3 protein-coding genes and 2 pseudogenes are annotated in these 21,429 nt (G+C 75.6%); all 5 read right to left on the bottom strand.

Features of this window, described 5'->3' with window-relative positions; genetic code table 11:
* On the bottom strand, window positions 1–1,266 hold a 1,266-nt coding region (locus ACZ7LB_RS31510; RefSeq protein ID WP_471473063.1), incomplete at its 3' end, for a beta-ketoacyl reductase.
* 51 nt (window positions 1,267–1,317) lie between these two features.
* A pseudogene (locus ACZ7LB_RS31505) lies at window positions 1,318–4,881 on the bottom strand (type I polyketide synthase); the annotation flags it as partial.
* A gap of 116 nt (window positions 4,882–4,997) precedes the next feature.
* Window positions 4,998–12,299 carry a type I polyketide synthase gene (locus ACZ7LB_RS31500; RefSeq protein WP_471473061.1) on the bottom strand — a complete coding sequence of 2,434 codons (7,302 nt, stop codon included), beginning with the start codon at window positions 12,297–12,299 and terminating at the stop codon, window positions 4,998–5,000.
* An 11-nt stretch (window positions 12,300–12,310) separates the two neighbouring features.
* Window positions 12,311–17,119: pseudogene (locus tag ACZ7LB_RS31495) on the bottom strand (SDR family NAD(P)-dependent oxidoreductase); the annotation flags it as partial.
* On the bottom strand, window positions 17,116–21,420 hold the full coding sequence (locus ACZ7LB_RS31490) for an SDR family NAD(P)-dependent oxidoreductase (protein ID WP_471473060.1): 4,305 nt from the start codon (window positions 21,418–21,420) through the stop codon (window positions 17,116–17,118). The pseudogene ACZ7LB_RS31495 and the gene ACZ7LB_RS31490, both read right to left, overlap by 4 nt.
* Window positions 21,421–21,429: the final 9 nt, after the last annotated feature.

Raw genomic sequence — 21,429 nt, 5'->3', positions numbered from 1 at the left:
CGCCTGCACCCGCAACACACCCACATCCAGCAACACCGGCGCCACCAACGCCTCACCCACACCCAACGCCCGGTCGAACAACCCCAGACCGAGATCGACGGGGAGGGCGCCCACGCCCTGGCGTGCCAGCCGGGCGAGTTCGGCCTCGTCCAGCGCACCGGTCATTCCGGTGGCGTCGGCCCAGAGTCCCCAGGCCAGGGAGGTCGCCGGAAGTCCGGCGGCGCGACGGGAGGCGGCGAGGGCGTCCAGGAAGGAGTTCGCGGCGGCGTAGTTCGCCTGACCGGAGCTGCCGACCAGGGCGGCCACGGAGGAGAAGAGCACGAACGCCGACAGGTCCCGGTCCACGGTCAGCTCGTGCAGGTGCAGGGCCGCGTCCAGCTTGGGCCGCATCACCCGCTCCAACTGCTCCGGGGTCAACGACTCGATGACACCGTCGTCCAGCACACCGGCCGCGTGCACGACCGCCGTCAACGGAGCATCCACCGAGGCGATCACGGCGGCGAGCTGCGCACGGTCGGCGACGTCGCACGCCTCCACCCGCACCCGCGCACCGGCCGTGCCGAGTTCGGCCACGAGCTGCTCGGCCCCGGCGGCGGCGGCACCGCGGCGGCTCAGCAGCAGCAGGTCGGACACACCGTGCGCCCGCACCAGGTGGCGGGCGACCAGCGCGCCGAGCCCGCCGGTGCCACCCGTGACGAGCACGGTGCCGTCGCCGAGGCCCGGCGGAGGGGTCGCGGCGGCGGTGACACGGGCCAGGCGCGGGGCCAGCACCCGGCCGTCGCGCACGGCGAGCTGGGGCTCCTCGGCGGCGGCCAGGGCCGCCCAGTCCGGCGCTTCCGCGCCGAGGTCCCGGCCCGGCGCGAAGTCGGCCAGGACGAAGCGGCCCGGGTGCTCGGACTGGGCACTGCGGACCAGGCCCCAGACGGGGGCGGCGGAGAGATCGGGGGACTCGTCCCCGGCGGCGACGGCCGCACGGGTGGCCACGACGAGCCGGGCCCGGCCGAGGGCCGGCTCCGCGAGCCAGCGCTGCACCAGGGCGAGGGCCCGTGCGGCGACGGTGTGCGCCACCGCCGGGCCGTCCTCGGTCGCGTCCCCGTTCAGGGTGCTCTGGCCGTCGACGACGGCGACGACAAGATCCGGGCAGGCAGCGCCCTCGGCGACGGCCAGGGCGAGCGCGCCCAGGCCCTCGGGGCCGTCCTCCCGGCCCAGCACCTCCACGGCCACCGGCCCGGCGGCGGGCTCCACCGCGACCTCGGTCCACTCCACGCGGAACAGGGAGTCCTGTCCCCCGCGCCGGGCCCCGGCGAGCTGCTCCTCGCCCACGGGGCGCACGGCGATGGACTCGACCGAGACGACCTCGGCACCGGATTCGTCGACGGCGTCGAGACGCAGCGCCGAGTCACCCGTGGCGACGGCACGCACCCTCAGCCGGGTGGTGCCCCGCTGCGCGAGGCGGGCGCCGGACCAGCTGAACGGCATCTTCCGCTCGCCGCTCCCGTCGCCCAGGAGCAGGACGGCGGCACCGCTCTGGAGGGCTGCGTCGAAGAGCGCCGGGTGGATGCCGAAGTCGGCGGCGCCCGTGTCGTCGGGCAGTTCCACCTCGGCGTACACGTCCGTGCCGTCGCGCCAGAGGGCACGCAGCCCCTGGAAGACGGGGCCGTAGTCGTAGCCGATCTCGGCGAGGCGGGCGTACGCGTCCTCGACCGCGACCTCCTCGGCGTCGGCCGGGGGCCACTCGGCGGGCCAGGGCACGGACGGGGCCGTCTCGGCGACGAGGGTGCCGCGGGCGTGGCAGATGCCCTCGCCGGCGCCCTCCCCCTCGGCCTCGGGCCGGGTGTAGACGGCCACGCTGCGGCGGCCGTCCTCCTCCGGCTCCCCCACGGTGACCTGCACCCGGACCGGCTGGTCCTCGCGCAGGATCAGCGGCGCCTCCAGCACCAGCTCCTCGACCACGGGGGCTCCGGCCAACCGGCCTGCCGTCAGGACGAGTTCGATGTGCGAGGTGCCCGGTACGACGATGTTGCCGAGGAGGACGTGCTCGGCGGTCCACGGGTGGGTGTCGGTGGACATGCGGCCGGTGAACAGCCACTCGTCCCGGTCCCCGACCCGCACCCCGGCCACCAGCACCGGGTGCTCGATCCTCCCCAGCCCGGCGGCCGCCGGGTCACCCGAGCCCGCCCCGGGGGCGATCCAGTAGCGCTCGCGCTGGAAGGCATAGGTCGGCAGATCGACGCGCCGGACACCGGTACCGGCGTAGAACGCAGCCCAGTCGACCGGAACGCCGGCGCAGTGGGCCTGGCCCAGGAACGAGGCGAACGCCTCAACCTCCGAAGTACGCGCCCGCAGCGTCGGGACGAAGACCGCCCGGTCCCCGTCGAGGATCTGCCGGGCCATCGCCGTCAGCACGGCATCCGGGCCCACCTCGACAAACCGGGTCACGCCCTCAGCGGCGAGGGTGGTGATGCCGTCCGCGAAACGGACCGCTTCCCGCACGTGGTTGACCCAGTACGCGGGATCGGTCAGCTCCTCGGAGACCAGGCCACCGGTCAGGTTGGACACCACCGCGATCCGAGGCTCCTGGAAGGCCAGCCCCTCGGCCACGGCCCGGAACTCGTCGAGCATCGGCTCCATCAACGGCGAATGGAACGCATGACTCACCCGCAGACGCGTCGTCTTGCGGTCCGCCCACACCGGCAGCCACTCGTCCAACGCCGCCAGCTCACCCGAAACCACAACAGCCCGGGGGCCGTTGACCGCCGCGACGGACAGACGGCCCTCGAAGCCCTCCAGGGAGGCGAGAACCTCGGCCTCGGTCGCCCGGACGGCCACCATGCCGCCACCCTCCGGCAGCGCACCCATCAACCGGCCACGAGCCGCCACCAGCCTCGCCGCATCCGCCAGCGACAGCACACCCGCGACGTGAGCACACGCCAGCTCACCCACCGAGTGACCCACCACCACATCCGGCGTCACACCCAGCGACTCCAGCAGACGGAACAACGCCACCTCGACCGCGAACAACGCGGCCTGAGTGAACTCCGTCCGATCCAGCAGAGCAGCCTCCGCCGAACCCTCCGCCGCGAACAACAACTCCCTCAGCGAACGCCCGAGATGGGCGTCCAGCTCACCGCACACCTCGTCCAACGCCGCCCCGAACACCGGATAGGCCACCGCAAGACCGGCACCCATCCCCGCACGCTGCGCACCCTGCCCCGTGAACAGGAAACCCGTCTTCCCACCGACAACCGAACCAACAGCCGTCCGACCGTCCACCACCCGCTCAAGCGCGGCGACCAGCTCATCACGGCCCGACGCCACCACCGCCGCCCGACGCTCGAACTGCGCCCGCGACACCACACCCGAGAACGCCACATCGGCCACCGACAACGCCGGCCGGGACAGCAGAAGCGACCGAAGCCGCTCCGCCTGACCCACCACAGCCGCCGCACTCCTGCCCGACACCACCACCGGCACCACCGCGGGGTGTCCGCCACCGGACGCCTCCGTCTCCATGGCGGGGGTCTCCTCGGCGGCCGGAGCCTCTTCGAGGATGAGGTGGGCGTTGGTGCCGCTGATGCCGAACGAGGAGACGCCCGCGCGGCGGGGGCGTTCGCCGCTCGGCCACGTCTCGGCCTCCGTGAGGAGGCGCACCTCACCGGCGGTCCAGTCGATCTCCGGGGAGGGCTCGTCCACGTTGAGGGTCCGCGGCAGCACGTCGTGCCGCATCGCCATGACCATCTTGATCACGCCCGCGACACCGGCCGCGGCGGAGGTGTGCCCGATGTTGGACTTGATGGAGCCCAGCCGCAGCGGGCCGTTCACCCGCTCCTGGCCGTACGTCGCCAGCAGCGCGTGCGCCTCGATGGGATCGCCCAGCCGCGTACCGGTGCCGTGTCCCTCGACCGCGTCCACGTCCGCCGGGGCCAGCCCCGCGTTGGCGAGGGCCTGCCGGATCACCCGCTCCTGCGACGGACCGTTCGGCGCCGTCAGGCCGTTGCTCGCGCCGTCCTGGTTGACGGCGCTGCCCCGGATCACGGCGAGGACCCGGTGGCCGTTGCGCCGGGCCTCCGAGAGGCGCTCCAGCACGACCAGGCCGACGCCGTCGGAGAAGCCGGTGCCGTCCGCGGCGGCGGCGTACGGCTTGCAGCGGCCGTCGGTGGCCAGTCCGCGCTGGCGGCTGAACTCCTGGAGGAGGAAGGGCCCGGCGAGGACGGTGACGCCGCCCACCAGGGCGAGGGAGCACTCGCCGGAGCGCAGGGCCTGCGAGGCGAGGTGCATCGCGACGAGCGAGGAGGAGCAGGCGGTGTCGACGGTGACGGCGGGGCCCTCGAAGCCGAAGCTGTAGGCGACGCGGCCGGAGACGACGCTGGAGGCGGTGCCCGCGAGGCGGAAGCCCTCCAGTTCGGGCTGGGTGGGGCCGCCGGTGCTGCCGTAGTCGGAGAGGACGGCTCCGGCGAAGACGCCGGTGTCGGTGCCGCGCAGGGCGGCCGGGTCGATGCCGGCGTCCTCCAGGGCCTCCCAGGACGCTTCGAGGAGAAGGCGCTGCATGGGGTCGATGGCGAGGGCCTCGCGGGGGCTGATGCCGAAGAAGCCCGCGTCGAAGTCGCCGACGCCGTCGACGAACCCGCCGCCGCTCGTGTAGACCTTGCCGGTCTGCTCGGGGTCGGGGTCGTAGAGGTGGTCGAGGTCCCAGCCCCGGTCGTCGGGCAGGGCGGAGATGCCGTCCCGGCCCTCGGCCACGAGCCGCCACAGCTCCTGGGGGGAGGTGGCGCCGCCCGCGTAGCGGCAGCTCATGCCGACGATGGCGATGGGCTCGCTCGCCTGGGCCAGCAGCCGGCGGTTCTGCTGGCGCAGGCGTTCGGTCTCCTTGATCGACTTGCGCAGTGCCGCGACGAGTTCGTTCTGGTTGGCGGACATCGCCTTGGTTCCCCCGTTCGGCCGCGTGCCGGCGGCCGTGTTCTGAGCTTCTCTGGGATCGGACGTGGTGGCGTCGTCGCTCATTCCACGTCTTCCTGGGTCATGCGGATCAGCGCGGCGACGTCCATCTCGTCGATCTCCTCGATGGACAGGGCGGCTTCGTCCCCGGTGTCGGTGTCGGCGGGGTCGGTGGCGGCCAGTTCGACGAGGGCGTCGAGGAGTCCGGCCTGTCGGAGCCGGGCGAGGGGGATCGAGGCCAGCAGGGCGCGGATCTCGTCCTCCTCGGAGCGGCGGCCCGGGTCGGCGGCCGTGGTGGCCGGTACGGCGGCGGCGACGAGGTAGCGGGCGACGGCGAGGGGGGTCGGGTGGTCGAAGACCAGGGTGGTGGGCAGGCGGAGGCCGGTGGCCGGGGTGAGCCGGTTGCGGAGTTCCACGGCGGCCAGGGAGTCGAAGCCGAGTTCCTTGAAGGCGCGTTCGGGATCGACGGCGTCGGCGGAGGCATGGCCGAGGACCGAGGCGACCTGGGCGCGGACGAGGTCGAGGGCGAGGGTCTCCCAGTCCTGGGGGTCCGTTCCGGCGAGGCGGTCGGCGAGTGAGCCGCCCGCGGTTCCGGTGCGGCGGGCCGGTGCCTTGACCAGTCCGCGCAGCAGGGCGGGCAGCAGGCCGTTCTGGGCCTGGGCCCGCAGGGCGGGCTGGTCGAGGCGGGCGGGGACGAGCAGGGGCTCGTCCAACCGGGCCGAGGTGTCGAAGAGTTCGAGACCGAGTTCGTTGGAGAGCGGGGCCACGCCGAGCCGGGCGAGACGGGCGATCTCGGCGTCGCCGAGTTCGCCGGTCATGCCGGTGGCGTCGCCCCAGAGGCCCCAGGCGAGCGAGGTCGCGGGCAGGCCCGCGGCGCGCCGGTCGGCGGCGAGGGCGTCCAGGAAGGCGTTGGCGGCGGCGTAGTTGGCCTGGCCGGGGCTGCCGATGAGGGCGGCGAGGGAGGAGAAGAGGACGAAGGCCGTCAGGTCGCTGTCCGCGGTGAGTTCGTGGAGGTGGAGCGCGGCGTCGATCTTGGGCCGCATGACCCGTTCGACCTGCTCGGGGGTGAGGGATTCGATGACGCCGTCGTCGAGGACGCCGGCGGAGTGGATGACGGCGCGCAGCGGCCGGTCCAGCCCGGCGAGGAGAGCGGCGAGCTGGTCGCGGTCGGAGACGTCGCAGGCCGCGGCGCGGGCGTCGGCGCCCAGTGCGGCGAGTTCCGCGAGGAGTTCCGGCACGCCGTCGGCGGCGGGGCCGCGGCGGCTGACGAGGAGGAGGTGCTTGGCGCCGTGCCGTTCGGCGAGGTGGCGGGCGAAGAGGGCGCCGAGGCCGCCGGTGCCGCCGGTGATGAGGACGGTGCCCTCGGGGTCGAGCGGGGCGGGCACGGTCAGCACGACCTTGCCGGTGTTGCGGCCCTCGCGCAGGAAGCGGAACGCCTCGGCGCCGCGCCGCACGTCCCAGGTGCGCACCGGGGCGTGCTCCAGGACGCCCTTCTCGAAGAGGGCGACGACCTCGGTGAGCATCTCCTGGATGCGCTCGGGGCCGGCCTCCAGGAGGTCGTAGGAGCGGTAGCGGACGCCGTCGCGTTCGGCGGCCACGACGTCCGGGTCGCGCAGGTCGGCCTTGCCCATCTCGACGAACCGGCCGCCCCGGGGCAGCAGGTCGAGCGAGGCGTCGATGAAGTCGCCCGCGAGGGCGTTCAGCACCACGTCCACGCCCTCGCCGCCGGTGACCTCCAGGAAGCGGTCCCGGAACGACAGGTCGCGCGAGGAGGCGATGGCGTCGTCGGCGACGCCCAGGGCACGCACGGCGTCCCACTTGGGTTCGCTGGCGGTGGCCAGCACCTCGGCGCCGAAGTGCCGGGCGAGCTGGACGGCCGCCATGCCCACGCCTCCGGCGGCGGCGTGCACCAGCAGCCGCTCGCCCCGCCGCAGCCCCGCGAGGTCCACCAGCCCGTAGTAGGCGGTGAGGTAGACGACGGGGAGGGCGGCGGCCTGGGTGAAGGTGAAGCTGTCGGGCATGCGGACGACGGTGCGGCGGTCGGCGACGGCGACGGGGCCGAAGGCGTCGAGGACCAGGCCGAGGACGCGGTCGCCGGGGGCCAGGTCGGTGACGGCGGCGCCGACCTCGAGGATCACGCCGGCGGCCTCGCTGCCGAGCGGTGCCTCGCCGGGGTAGGTGCCGAGGGCGATCAGGACGTCGCGGAAGTTGAGTCCCGCGGCGCGGATGCCGACGCGCACCTCGTTGACGCCGAGCGGGCGGTCACCGGCGGACGCGATGATGCCGAGGTCCTCCAGGGAGCCCTTGCGCCGGCTGCCCAGCCGCCAGGCGCCGTCGACGGTGCCGGTCTCGGCGCGCGCGAGGCGGGGGACGAGGACCTGTCCGGCGCGGACGGCGAGCTGCGGTTCGTCGCCGCCGAGGAGCGCGGCCCAGTCGGCCCCGTCGGCGTCCCGGCCGCCGAGGTCGACGAGGGCGATGCGGCCGGGGTGTTCGGACTGGGCGCTGCGGACCAGGCCCCAGACGGGTGCCTGGACGAGGTCGGGCACCTGCTCGCCGACGGCGACGGCGTCGCGGGTCACGAGCGTCAGGCGGGCGCCCGCCAGGGTCTCGTCGGCGATCCACCGCTGGAGGAGTTCCAGGGTGCGGGCGGACAGGGCGCGGGCCCGTTCGGCGGCGTGGCCGTCGGTGCCGGGTTCGACGGTGGCGACGACCACGTCGGGCACGGGGGCGCCCGCGGCGACGGCTCGTTCCAGGGCGTCCAGGTCGGTGTGGTGCTCGCCGGGGGCGCCGAGCGAGGCGGCGGTGCCGAGCAGGGCGACGGCGACGGGGCGGGGGGCGGCCTCGGCGGCGGCGGGGGTCCAGTCGAGGCGGAACAGGGCGTTCTGCCCGGCGCCGTGGCCGCCCTCCAACTGGGCCCGGTCGACGGGCCGTACGGTCAGTTCGTCGACGGTGACGACGGGCACGCCGTGTTCGTCGGCCACGTCGATGCGCAGCGCGGAGCCCTCGGTCCGGGTGAGGCGGGCGCGGACCCGGGGGCCGGGGGTGCCGGGGCCGAGGCGGACCCCGGCCCAGGAGAAGGGCAGGTCGACGCCGGAGGCGAGGTCCTTCCCGAGGAGGGCGCCGTGCAGGACGGCGTCGAAGAGGGCGGGGTGGATGCCGAAGCCCTCGCCGCCGGCGCCCTCGGGCAGCGCGATCTCGGTGTAGAGGTCGTCGCCGGAGCGCCAGGCGGCGCGCAGGCCCTGGAAGAGGGGGCCGTACTCGTATCCGGCGGCGTCGGCCCGGGGGTACAGGCCGTCGACGGCGACGGGGTCGGCCCCGGCGGGCGGCCAGGCGCCGAGGGGGCGGGCGGGTTCGGCGTGGGTGGTGAGGCGGCCGTGGGCGTGGCGGACCGGGGGTTCCCCGGAGCCCTCGGGGCGGGAGTAGACGGCGACCTCGCGGTGGCCGTCGGCGTCCTCGGTGCCGACGATCACCTGGACCTGGCGGGCGGTGTCCTCGGTGAGGACCAGCGGGGCCTGGAGGACGAGTTCGTCGATGACGGGGGCCCCGGTCTCGGTCCCGGCGGCGAGGACGGCCTCGACGAGGGCGGCGCCGGGCAGCAGGACGGTGCCGAGGACGGCGTGGTCCTGGGTCCAGGGCTGGGAGTCCTGGGAGACGCGGCCGGTGAAGAGGGTCTCGTCGCGGTCGCCGACGGGTACGGCGGCGGAGAGCACCGGGTGGGTGAACCGGCCGAGTCCGGCGGCCGCGGGGTCGCCCGCCGAGCCGGGCATCATCCAGTACCGCTGGCGCTGGAAGGCGTAGGTGGGCAGGTCGACGCGGGCGGCGGTGCCTCCCGCGTGGAAGGCCCGCCAGTCGACGGCGGCACCGGCGGCGTGGGCCTCGGCCAGGGAGCGGGCGAAGCGGGCGAAGCCGCCCTCGTCGCGGCGGAGGGAGCCGAGGACCGCGGCGCGGTCGGCCGCGTCCAGGGCCTGGACGCTCTCCTCGACGGGAACCTTGAGCACGGGGTGCGGGGAGACCTCGACGAAGCAGTTGAGCCCCTGGTCGAGGAGGGCGCGGACGCCGGACTCGAAGCGGACCTGGCCGCGGAGGTTGCGGTACCAGTAGTCGGCGCCGAGTTCGGTGGTGTCGGTGAACTCCTCGCGGAGGGTGGAGTAGAAGGGGATGCGGCCGGGCCGGGGGGCGATGGGGGCGAGCACGTCGAGGAGTTCGGCCTCGATGGCGGCGACCTGCGCGGAGTGGGAGGCGTAGTCGACGGAGACCCGGTGGAAGCGGACGCCGGACTCCTCGCAGGCGGCGGCCAGTTCGTCGAGGGCGGTGGGCTCGCCGGAGACGACGACGGCGGTCGGGCCGTTGACGGCGGCGACGGAGACGCGTCCGCCGTAGGGGGCGAGGAGTTCCTCGACCCGCTCGACGGGCAGGGCCACGGAGGCCATGCCGCCCTGTCCGGCGAGGCGTTCGCGGATGGCCCGGCTGCGCAGGGCGACGACGCGGGCGGCGTCGTCGAGGGTGAGGCCCCCGGCGACGTAGGCGGCGGCGATCTCGCCCTGGGAGTGGCCGAGGACGGCCTCGGGGACCACTCCGTACGACTGCCAGAGCGCGGCCAGGGAGACCATGACGGAGAACAGGGCGGGCTGGACCACGTCCACCCGCTCCAGGGTGGGGGCGCCGGGGGCGCCGCGCAGGACGGCCTCCAGGTCCCAGTCGACGTGGGGGGCGAGGGCGGCGGCGCAGGCGGCGATCTCTGCGGCGAAGACGGGCGCGGTCTCCAGCAGGTCCACCGCCATGCCCTGCCACTGGGCGCCCTGGCCGGGGAAGACGAAGACGGTGCGGCCGCCGGTGACCCGGCCCTCGGCGACGTGCGCGGCGGGTTCGGCGGCGGAGAGGGTTCTGAGTCCGGACAGGAGGGTGCCGCGGTCGGTGGCGACCACGGCGGCCCGCCTGTCCAGGTGGGCGCGGGTCGCGGCGGAGGAGTAGGCGATGTCGGCGACGGACAGGTCCGGCTTGGCGATCATGAGGGCGCGCAGCCGGTCGGCCTGGGCGCGCAGGGCGGTGTCGGAGGCGGCGGAGAGCAGTACCGGCAGGGCCCCGGGGGCGCTCGCGGCGGTGCCGGTGGTGTCCGGTGCCGGGTCCTCGGCGGTCCCGGGGTCCGCGGCGGGTGCCTCTTCGAGGATGACGTGCGCGTTGGTGCCGCTGACGCCGAAGGAGGAGACGCCGGCGCGGCGGGGCCGGTCGCCGGCGGGCCAGGGGCGGGCCTCGGTGAGGAGGCTGACCTCACCGGCGGTCCAGTCCACGTTGCCGGAGGGCTTGTCCACGTGCAGGGTGCGCGGGAGTTCGCCGTTGCGGAGCGCCATCACCATCTTGATGATCCCGGCGGCTCCGGCGGCGGCCTGGGTGTGGCCGATGTTGGACTTGACGGAGCCGAGGCGCAGCGGCCCGTTCTCGCGTTCGCGGCCGTAGGTGGCGAGCAGGGCCTTGGCCTCGATGGGGTCGCCGAGCGGGGTGCCGGTGCCGTGGCCCTCGACGGCGTCGATGTCGGCGGGGCGGAGGCCGGCGTCGGCGAGCGCCTGCCGGATGACCCGCTCCTGGGAGGGGCCGTTGGGGGCGGTGAGGCCGTTGGAGGCGCCGTCCTGGTTGACGGCGGAGCCGCGGACGACGGCGAGGACGCGGTGGCCGTTGCGGCGGGCGTCGGAGAGGCGCTCCAGGACCAGCAGTCCGGCGCCCTCGGCCCAGCCCACGCCGTCGGCGGCGTCGGAGTAGGCCTTGCAGCGGCCGTCCGGGGAGACCCCGCGCTGGCGGCTGAACTCGATGAAGATGTTCGGGCGGGCGAGGACGGTGACGCCGCCGACGAGGGCGAGGGAGCACTCCCGGGCGCGCAGCGCCTGGGCGGCCTGGTGGACGGCGACCAGGGAGGAGGAGCAGGCGGTGTCGACGGTGACGGCGGGCCCGGTGAAGCCGAAGGTGTAGCTGATGCGGCCGGAGGCGACGCTGCCGGCGGAGGCGATGGAGAGGTAGCCCTCCACCTCGGGCCGACGGTCGCTGGTGCCCGCGACGAACTGGTAGTCCTGGTACATCACTCCGCAGAACACGCCGGTGTCGCTGCCGCGCAGGGTGGTGATGTCGATCCCGGCGTCCTCGAACGCCTCCCAGGAGGTCTCCAGCAGGAGCCGCTGCTGCGGGTCCATGACCAGGGCCTCGCGGGGGCTGATCCCGAAGAACTCGGCGTCGAACTCGGCGGCGCGGTCGACGAATCCGCCGCCGCGGGCGTAGGAGGTGCCGGTGTGGTCGGGGTCGGGGTCGTACAGGTTGTCGAGGTCCCAGCCGCGGTCGGCGGGGAACTCGGCGGCGGTGCCGACCCGGCCGTCGGCGAGGAGCTGCCAGAACTCCTCGGGGCTGGTGACCCCGCCCGGGTAGCGGCAGCTCATGCCGACGACGGCGAGGGGCTCGTTGGCGCGGTCCTCGTACGCGCGGATGCGGCTGCGGGCCGTGTCGAGGTCGCCGGCCAGCCGCTTGACGTAGCGGACGAGCTTCTCCTGCTGCTGGGCGTCGCTCACTTCGGTGCTCATCCCCCGGGGTCCTGTTCGTTGCGTGGTGGAATCGGGCATGGCTACGCGCCGCCGAACTCGGCGTCCAGCAGCTCCAGGACCTCGTCCATGGTGCTGGCCGCTTCGATGCGGTCGCCGGTGCGCGGTGTGCCGTCGCTGCCCGTGATCGTGTCGAGGAGGAGGCGCAGCCGGTCGGCCACGCGCGCCTTCTCGGCGCCCTCCAGGGTGGTGACCAGCGTTTCCAGCCGGTCGAGTTGCTGCTCGGCGGTGCCCGTCGCGGGGGCGGCCCCGTCGCCGCCGCCGAGTTCGGACAGGAGCAGTTCCGCGACGGACGCCGCGGTGGGGTGGTCGAAGACCATGGTGGGGGGCAGTCGCAGGCCGCTGGCCTGGTTCAGCCGATTGCGCAGGTCGACGGCGGACAGGGAGTCGAAGCCCAGGTCCTTGAAGGCCCGTTCGGGGTTGATGCCGCCGGGCGAGGCGTGGCCGAGGACGGCCGCCACCTGCTGCTGGACGAACTCCAGGACGGTCCGGTCCCGTTCGGCGGCGGGCAGGCCCGCGAGGCGGGCGGCCAGGGACACCCCGGCGGTTCCGGCGCGTCGGGCGCGGTCGGGGGCCAGGCCCCGCAGCAGGGCGGCGGGGGCGTTCTCCCGGGCGGCGGCGCGCAGGGCGCCGAGGTCCAGGAGGACGGGTGCGAGCAGGGCCGGGCCGGCCCCGAGCGCGCGGTCGAAGAGTTCCAGTCCGAGGGCGGTGGGCAGCGGGCGGATGCCGCCGCGGGCGAGGCGGGCCAGGTCGGCGCCGCCGAGTCCGCCGCCCATGCCGCCGGATTCCTCCCAGAGGCCCCAGGCCAGGGAGACGGCGGGCCGTCCGGCGGCGCGGCGCCGGGCGGCGAGCGCGTCGAGGGCGGCGTTGGCCGCGGCGTAGTTGGCCTGGCCGGGGGTGCCGAGGAGCGCGGTGACCGAGGAGAACAGCACGAAGGCCACCGGGCCGCGGTCGGCTGTCAGTTCGTCGAGGTGGAGCGCGGCGTCGAGCTTCGGCCGGAGCACCCGGTCCAGCCGCTCCGGGGTCATGGTGCCGAGGAGCCCGTCGTCGAGGATCCCGGCGGCGTGGACGACGGCGGTGAGGGGCTGCTCCAGGGAGCCGAGCAGGGCGGCGAGCGCCGTCCGGTCGGCGACGTCGCAGGCGTCGACGCGGACGCGGGCGCCCAGGGCCTCCAGCCGGGCGACGAGTGCGGGCACGCCGTCGGCGGCCGGGCCGCTCCGGCTGACCAGGGCGAGGTGGCGCGCGCCGTGGTGGCGGGCGAGGTGCTCGGCGAGGACGGCGCCCAGGCCGCCCGTGCCGCCGGTGATGAGCACCGTGCCGTCCGGGTCCCAGCCCAGGGCCGGGGCGGCGGGCGCGGGGGCGGTGCGGGCGAGCCGGGGGACGAGGGTCCGTCCGGCGCGCACGGCGAGCTGCGGTTCGTCCGTCGCGGCCAGGGCGCTCCAGCCGGTGGCGTCGGTGCCGTCCATGGCCTCGTCGTCGAGGTCGGCGAGGAGGAAGCGGCCGGGGTGCTCGGACTGGGCGGTCCGCAGCAGTCCCCAGACGGGCGCGGTGGCCGGGTCGGCACTCTCCTCGCCGACGGCGACGCCGTGCCGGGTGGCGACCAGCAGCCGGGCGGCGGTGAGGGGTTCGGCGTCCAGCCACCGGTGGAGGAGGGCGAGGGTGTCCCGGGCGACGGTGTGCGCGGCCTCGGCCGCGGGCCCCGTGGGGCTGGGGACGCGGGCGACGACGAGGTCGGGCGGCGGCGCGGTCCCGTTGGACACCGACCGCAGGAGCGCGTCGAGCGCGCCGGGGTCGCCGGCTTCCAGGAGGTGCGCGCGGGACGCCGGTGCGGCGGTGGCGGTGGGGCCCGGGACCCAGTCGACGGCGAACAGGGAGTCGCCGGCTCCGGACCGTGCGGTCCGGAGCTGCCCGGGTTCCACGGCGCGGAAGGCGAGTTCGGCGACGCGGGCGACCAACTCTCCTTCTTCGGTGCGCAGTTCGACGCGCAGGGTGACGCCTCCGCCGGACCCGCCGCCGGGGGCACCGGCGGCGGTGATCCGGACCCGGGCGGTGGTCACCGCCGTGCCGAGGCGCACTCCCGACCAGGAGAACGGCAGCCGTAGCGAGCCGTCTCCCTGGTCGAGCCGGTCGAGGCCGCCGTGCAGGGCGGCGTCGAACAGGGCCGGGTGGAGCGCGAACCCGCTGGCCCGGTCGGCCTCCTCCGGCCCCAGTTCCACCTCGGCGTGGACGGCGTCCGTGTCGCGCCAGGCGGCGCGGACGTTGCGGAACGCGGGCCCGTAGTCGAGCCCGAGGCCGGCGAAGCGGGCGTAGAGGGTCTCGACGTCGACCGGAGCGGCCCCGGCGGGCGGCCACTCGGCGGGCCAGTCGGCGCCGTCGCCGCCCGTGCCGGTCTCCGCCGTGGCCGGTTCGCCGGTGCGCGGTCCGTCCTCCTCCGCTCCGGTGGCGCTCAGGGTGCCGCGGGCGTGGCACACCGTCCCGGCGCCGTCGCCGGCGCGGGAGAAGACCGCGGTCGCGCGCCGCCCCTCGGCGTCGGGGGCGGCCACGGTGACCTGCATCCGTGCCGCCGCGGTGCCGTCCAGCACCAGCGGGGCCTCCAGGACCAGTTCCTCCAGGTCCGGGACGCCGACCTGCCGTCCGGCGGCGACCGCCAGTTCCACCAGCGCCGTGCCGGGCACGACCACCGTGTCCAGCACCATGTGGCCGTCGAGCCAGGGCAGTCCGTCGCGGGAGAGGAGTCCGGTGAAGACCCACTCGTCCCGGTCGCCGACCGCGACCTCGGCGCTGAGCACCGGGTGCTCGATCCGGCCCAGTCCGGCCGCCGCCGGGTCACCGGCGGCGGCTCCCTGCGCGAGCCAGTAGCGCTCCCGCTGGAAGGCGTACGTCGGCAGCTCCACCCGGCGGGCGCCGGTCCCGTCGTAGAAGGCGTCCCAGGCGACGGGGATCCCGGCGGTGTGGGCCCGGCCGAGGAAGGCGGCGAACGCCTCCGCCTCGGGGGTGCGGGAGCGCAGCACCGGCACGAAGAGGGCCTCGTCGGTGTCGTCGAGGGTCTGCCGGACCAGGGCGGTCAGCGTCCCGCCCGGGCCGACCTCCACGAAGCGGGTGACGCCCTCGGCGGCCAGGGTGCGCACCCCGTCGGCGAACCGCACGGCCTCGCGGACGTGGTTCACCCAGTAGGAGGGGTCGGTCAGTTCCGCGGAGACGAGGCCGCCGGTGAGGTTCGAGACCACCGGGACCTTCGGCTCGTGGAGGGTCAGCCCGGCCGCCACGGCGCGGAACGCTTCGAGCATCGGCTCCATGAGCGGCGAGTGGAAGGCGTGGCTCACCCGCAGACGGGTGGTCCTGCGGTCGGCCCAGGCGGTCAGCCAGGTGTCGAGGGCGTCGGCGTCGCCGGAGACGACCACGGAGCGGGGCCCGTTGACGGCCGCGACGGACAGCCGGCCCGCGTGGGCGGCGAGGGACTCCGCGACCTCCTCCGGGGTGGCCTCGACCGCGGCCATTCCGCCGCCGCCGGGCAGCGCGCCCATCAGCCGTCCGCGCGCCGCCACCAGGGCGCACGCGTCCTCCAGGGACAGCACTCCCGCCACGTGGGCGCAGGCGATCTCGCCGACGGAGTGCCCGATCAGGACGTCCGGCACGACGCCGAGGGACTCCAGCAGCCCGTGCAGGGCGACCTCGACGGCGAAGAGGGCGGCCTGGGTGTACTCGGTGCGGTCCAGCAGCGCGGCCTCGGGCGAGCCCTCCGGCGCGGACAGCAGCGCCTTCAGCGGACTGTCGAGGTGCCGGTCCAGACGGGCGCAGACCTCGTCCAGCCGCCGGGCGAACTCCGGGTGGGCGGCGGCGAGTCCGGCCCCCATCCCGGGGCGCTGGGCGCCCTGGCCGGAGAAGAGGAAGGCGGTCCTGCCCGCGAGGGGGGCACCGCCGGGCAGCCCGTCCGCGTGGGCGCCGAGCCCCGAGAGCAGGGTCTCGCGGCAGGTGGCGACGACGGCCGCCCGGTGGTCGAGCTGGGATCGGGAGGCGACGGCGGAGTAGGCCACGTCGAGCGGGCGCAGCGCGGGCCGGGCCAGCAGGTGCGCGTGCAGCCGCCGGGCCTGCGCGGCGAGCGCCTCGGGGGTCCGGCCGGACACGATCACGGGCACGGCGGGGGGCTCGACGGGGCTCCGGTCCCCGGCCTCGGGCGACTCCCCTTCCCCCGGGGCCTCTTCGAGGATGACGTGGGCGTTGGTGCCGCTCACGCCGAAGGAGGAGACTCCCGCGCGGCGGGGGCGTTCGCCCCTCGGCCACGACTCGGCCTCGGTGAGGAGGCGCACCTCGCCCGCGGTCCAGTCGATGTGCGGCGAGGGCTCGTCCACGTTGAGGGTCCGGGGCAGCACCTCGTGCCGCATCGCCATGACCATCTTGATCACACCGGCGACACCGGCGGCGGCCGAGCTGTGGCCGATGTTGGACTTGATGGAGCCCAGCCGCAGCGGGCCGTTCACCCGCTCCTGCCCGTACGTCGCCAGCAGCGCCTGTGCCTCGATCGGGTCACCCAGCCGCGTCCCCGTGCCGTGCCCCTCGACCGCGTCCACGTCGGCGGCCGTCAGACCCGCGTTGGCGAGCGCCTGCCGGATCACCCGCTCCTGCGACGGACCGTTCGGCGCCGTCAGACCATTGCTCGCACCGTCCTGGTTGACGGCGCTGCCCCGGATCACACCGAGCACACGGTGACCGTTGCGGCGCGCGTCCGACAACCGCTCGACCACGAGCAGCCCCAGACCGTCCGAGAAACCGGTACCGTCCGCACCCGCCGCATACGACTTGCAGCGACCGTCCGGAGCAAGACCCCGCTGACGGCTGAACTCCTGCAACAGGAACGGACCCGACATCACCGTCACACCACCGACCAGGGCAAGCGAACACTCCCCCGACCGCAACGCCTGCGCCGCGAGATGCACCGCCACCAACGACGACGAACACGCCGTGTCCACCGTCACCGCCGGACCCTCGAACCCCAGGCTGTACGCCACCCGGCCCGACACCACACTCGACGTCGTCCCCGTCAGGCGGAACCCCTCCAGCTCGGGGGGCATGGCGAGGCTGTAGTCCATGGGCACGACACCGGCGAACACCCCGGTGTCGCTGCCGCGCAGCGCGGCCGGGTCGATCCCTGCGTCCTCCAGCGCCTCCCAGGACGCCTCCAGCAGCAGCCGCTGCTGCGGGTCCATGGCGAGGGCCTCGCGGGGGCTGATCCCGAAGAACCCGGCGTCGAACTCCCCGGCGCCGGCGAGGAATCCGCCACCGCTGGTGTACACGGTGCCGGTCTGCTCGGGGTCCGGGTGGTAGAGCCGCTCCAGGTCCCAGCCCCGGTCGGTCGGCAGGCCGGAGATCGCGTCCCGGCCCTCCGCCAGCAGCTCCCAGAGCCCGTCCGGGGACTCCGCCCCGCCCGGGTAGCGGCAGGCCATGCCCACGATCGCCAGCGGCTCGACCTCCCGCTGCTCCAGATCACGGATGCGCCGGTTGGCCGTGCGCAGCTCCCCCGTCACCTTCCGCAGGTACAGACGGAGCTTCTGCTCGTCAACCGTCGAGCCGCCGCCCCGTGCCTCGTCCCGCGCGGCCTGGTCGCTCATGCCCACCCGATCTCTTTGTCGATCATGTCGAATATCTCGTCGTCGGAGACCTCGTCGAAGTCGTCCGGGCCCTCCGGGGCGGCCTCCTCGCGGGTGCCGTCCATGCCCCCCAGGACGGTCCGGAGCCGGTTGCCGAGGGAACGCAGGCGCAGTTCGTGGCCGAGCAGTTCCCCGTCGCTCCCGGCGGCCAGCAGGGCCTCCAGACGGCCCAGTGCCTCCTCCAGCGGATCGGGGGCGGCCTCGGCCGCCGCGCCGACCCGCTCGTGGAGGAGCCGCACCACCGCCTCCGGCGTCGGGTGGTCGAAGACCAGCGTGGTCGGCAGCCGCAGACCGGTGGCCTTGGTCAGCCGGTTGCGCAGCTCCACCGCGGCGAGCGAGTCCAGCCCGAGCTGTTTGAAGGGCAGTCCGGTGTCGACCGTGGCCGCCGACGCGTGCCCGAGCACGGCGGCCACATGGCCGCGCACCACCTCCCGTACGGCTTCCTCGCGTTCCGGTGCGGCGAGGTCGGCGATCCGCTCCTGCCAGGAGCCCGCGGTGTCCGGCGGGGCGTCGCCGGTGTCGCGGACGAGTCCGCGCAGCAGGGCCGGGAGACCGCCCAGCCGGGCCTGTTCGCGCAGCGCTCCGGAGTCCAGGCGCACCGGCACCGGAAGGGCCGTGTCCAGGAGTTCCGCCGTGTCGAAGAGTTCCACGCCCAGGGCGTTGGAGAGGGGCTCGACGCCCATCCGCGCCCAGCGCGCGGTACTGCCCGCGTCCAGGGTGCCGGCCATGCTGCGGGCCTCCGCCCAGAGCCCCCAGGCCAGGGAGGTGCCGGCCAGTCCGGCGGCCCGGCGGCGCACGGCGAGGGCGTCGAGGGCGGCGTTGGCGGCGGCGTAGTTGGCCTGGCCGGGGCTGCCGATCAGGGCCGCCACCGAGGAGAACAGGACGAAGGCCGACAGGTCGGCGTCCGCGGTGAGTTCGTGGAGGTGGAGCGCGGCGTCCAGCTTCGGCCGCATGACCCGGTCGAGCTGCTCGGCGGTGAGGGACTCGACGACGCCGTCGTCGAGGACACCGGCCGTGTGCACGACGGCCGTCAGCGGCCGCTCGCACGAATCGATCAGGTCCCGCACCTGCCCCCGGTCGGCTACGTCGCAGGCGGCGATCCGCACCTCGGCGCCGGCCGCGGTGAGCTCGGCGGCCAGCCCGGCCGCGCCCTCGGCCGCCGGGCCGCTGCGGCTGACCAGCAGCAGGTGCCGCGCCCCGTACGCCGCCACCAGGTGCCGCGCGAACACAGCGCCCAGACCCCCGGTGCCGCCGGTGATGAGGACGGTGCCCTCGGGGTCGAGCGGGGCGGGCACGGTCAGCACGACCTTGCCGGTGTTGCGGCCCTCGCGCAGGAAGCGGAACGCCTCGGCGCCGCGCCGCACGTCCCAGGTGCGCACCGGGGCGTGCTCCAGCACCCCCTTGCCGAACAGCGCCAGGATCTCCGTGAGCATCTCCTGGATGCGGTCCGGACCCGCCTCGAAGAGGTCGTAGGAGCGGTAGCGGACGCCGTCGCGTTCGGCGGCCACGACGTCCGGGTCGCGCAGGTCGGCCTTGCCCATCTCGACGAACCGGCCGCCCCGGGGCAGCAGGTCGAGCGAGGCGTCGATGAAGTCGCCCGCGAGGGCGTTCAGCACCACGTCCACGCCCTCGCCGCCGGTGACCTCCAGGAAGCGGTCCCGGAACGACAGGTCGCGCGAGGAGGCGATCCGCTCCGGGGCCACCCCGAGCGCCCGCACGGCGTCCCACTTGGGTTCGCTGGCGGTGGCCAGCACCTCGGCGCCGAAGTGCCGGGCGAGCTGGACGGCCGCCATGCCCACGCCTCCGGCGGCGGCGTGCACCAGCAGCCGCTCGCCCCGCCGCAGCCCCGCGAGGTCCACCAGCCCGTAGTAGGCGGTGAGGAACACCAGGGGCACCGAGGCCGCCTCGGTGTACGACCAGCCCTCGGGCACCGGCGCGACCATCCGGGCGTCGGTGACGGCGACGGTGCCGAAGCCGTCCGGCACCAGGCCCATCACCCGGTCGCCGGGCCGCAGTCCCCGCACCTCGGCGCCGGTCTCCAGGACCACACCGGCCGCCTCACTGCCGAGCGGCGCGTCCCCCGGGTACGTCCCCAGGGCGATCAGCACGTCCCGGAAGTTCAGCCCGGCGGCCCGCACGCCGACGCGCACCTCGCCGGGGGCCAGCGCCCGGTCGGCGTCCGAGGGCACCAGGGCGAGGCCGTCCAGGGACCCGGCGCGTTCGACGGAGAGCCGCCACGGGACACCGGGCGCCATCGCGGCCTGCGCCGCCCGCACCAGCCGGGGCACGAGCACCCGGCCCTCGTGGACCGCCAGTTCGGGCTCCCCGGCGCCGAGCACCGCGTCCCACGGGAGCGCGCCGGTCTCCTCCGCGTCGACGTCCAGGAGGACGAAGCGGCCGGGGTGCTCGGACTGGGCGCAGCGCACCAGACCCCACACGGGGGCCAGCGCGGCGTCGGGGGCGTCCGGGCCGACCGGCACGCCGTGGCGCGTGACGATCACCAGGTTGGCGTCGTCGAGTCCCGGGCAGCGCAGCCACCGCTGGACGAGGTCCAGCGCGGCACCGGCGGCGGCCCGGGCCGCCGCCGCCTCGGCATCCGCTCCGGCGCCTGCTCCGGGCGCCGCCTCTCCGGCGGCCCGCCCGTCCGCGGACCGGATCCGGGCGACGACCGTGCCGGGGACGGGAGCCCCGGCGGCGACGGCGGCCTCCAGCGCGTCGAGGCCCTCGTACCCCACCGCACCGGGGACCGAGAGGTCTCCGAGGACCGCGACGCCCTCGGCGCGGGACAGCGCGGCGACGTCGTCGAGGGCCGTCCACTCGGTCCGGAACAGCGCGCCGGGTGCCGCGGCGGCGCGGCCCGCGCCGAAGGCGGCCCGCTCGGCGGGGCGGAAGACCAGACGGTCGACACCGCCGACGGTGCGCCCCCGCTCGTCGGCGAGGTCGATCCGCAGGCCCGACTCCCCGGCCGGGGCGATCCGGGCCCGCACCCGGGCGCGGCCGGGCAGCTCCAGGTGGACGCCGGACCAGGAGAAGGGCAGGCGGATGGCGGAGCCGTCCCCCTCGGCCAGTCCCTCCAGGCCGCCGTGCAGGGCCGCGTCGAACAGCGCGGGGTGCATCCCGAAGGCGCCGCCGGCCTCGATGTGCTCCTCGCCCAGGGCGAGTTCGGTGTACACGGCGTCGCCGTCACGCCAGGCCGCCCGGACGCCCCGGAAAGCCGGTCCGTAGGCGTACCCGAGGTCCGCGAGGCGGGCGTAGAGCACGTCGACGGCGATCCGCTCGGCTCCGGCCGGGGGCCACTGGGCGGGCCGGGCGGGGGCCGGTTCCACGGCTCCGGTCAGGGCACCCCGGGCGTGGCACACGATCCGCCCGGTCTCCTCCGCCCCGGCACCGCTCCCGTCGCCGGGACGGGAGAACACGGCGACCTCGCGCCGTCCCTCGGCGTCGGGGGCGCCCACGGTGACCTGTGTGCTGACCGCCGCGCCGCCGTCCAGCAGCAGCGGGGCCTCCAGGACCAGTTCCTCCAGCACCGGCAGGCCGATTTGCCGGCCTGCGGCCATGGCCAGTTCGACCAGGGCCGTTCCGGGGACGACGACCATGCCGAGCACCCTGTGGTCGGTCACCCAGGGCGCGGTGTCCCGGGACAGCCGCCCGGTGAACACCCACTCGTCCCGGTCGCCGACCGCGACGGCCGCGCTGAGCACCGGGTGCTCGATCCGGCCCAGCCCGGCGGCGGCCGGGTCACCGGAGACGGCGGGCGCCAGCCAGTAGCGCTCGCGCTGGAAGGCGTACGTGGGCAGGTCGACGCGCCGGACACCGGTACCGGCGTAGAACGCGGCCCAGTCGACCGGGACACCAGCCGTGTGCGCCTGACCCAGGAAGGCCGCGAAGGCCTCGGCCTCCGGAGTACGCGCCCGCAGCGTCGGGACGAACACCGCCTGGTCCTCGTCGAGGACCTGCCGGGCCATCGCCGTCAGCACGGCGTCCGGGCCCACCTCGACAAACCGGGTGACGCCCTCGGCGGCGAGGGTGGTGATGCCGTCCGCGAAACGGACCGCTTCCCGCACGTGGTTGACCCAGTACGCGGGATCGGTCAGCTCCTCGGAGACCAGGCCACCGGTCAGGTTGGACACCACCGCGATCCGAGGCTGCTCGAAGGCCAGCCCCTCGGCGACCGCACGGAACTCGTCGAGCATCGGCTCCATCAACGGCGAATGGAACGCATGACTCACCCGCAGACGCGTCGTCTTACGGTCCGCCCACACCGGCAGCCA

The sequence above is a fragment of the Streptomyces sp. NPDC107521 genome, assembly GCF_055598485.1.
Note: the sequence above shows the minus strand (reverse complement) of the source record. Positions and strands in the feature narration are given on the sequence as shown.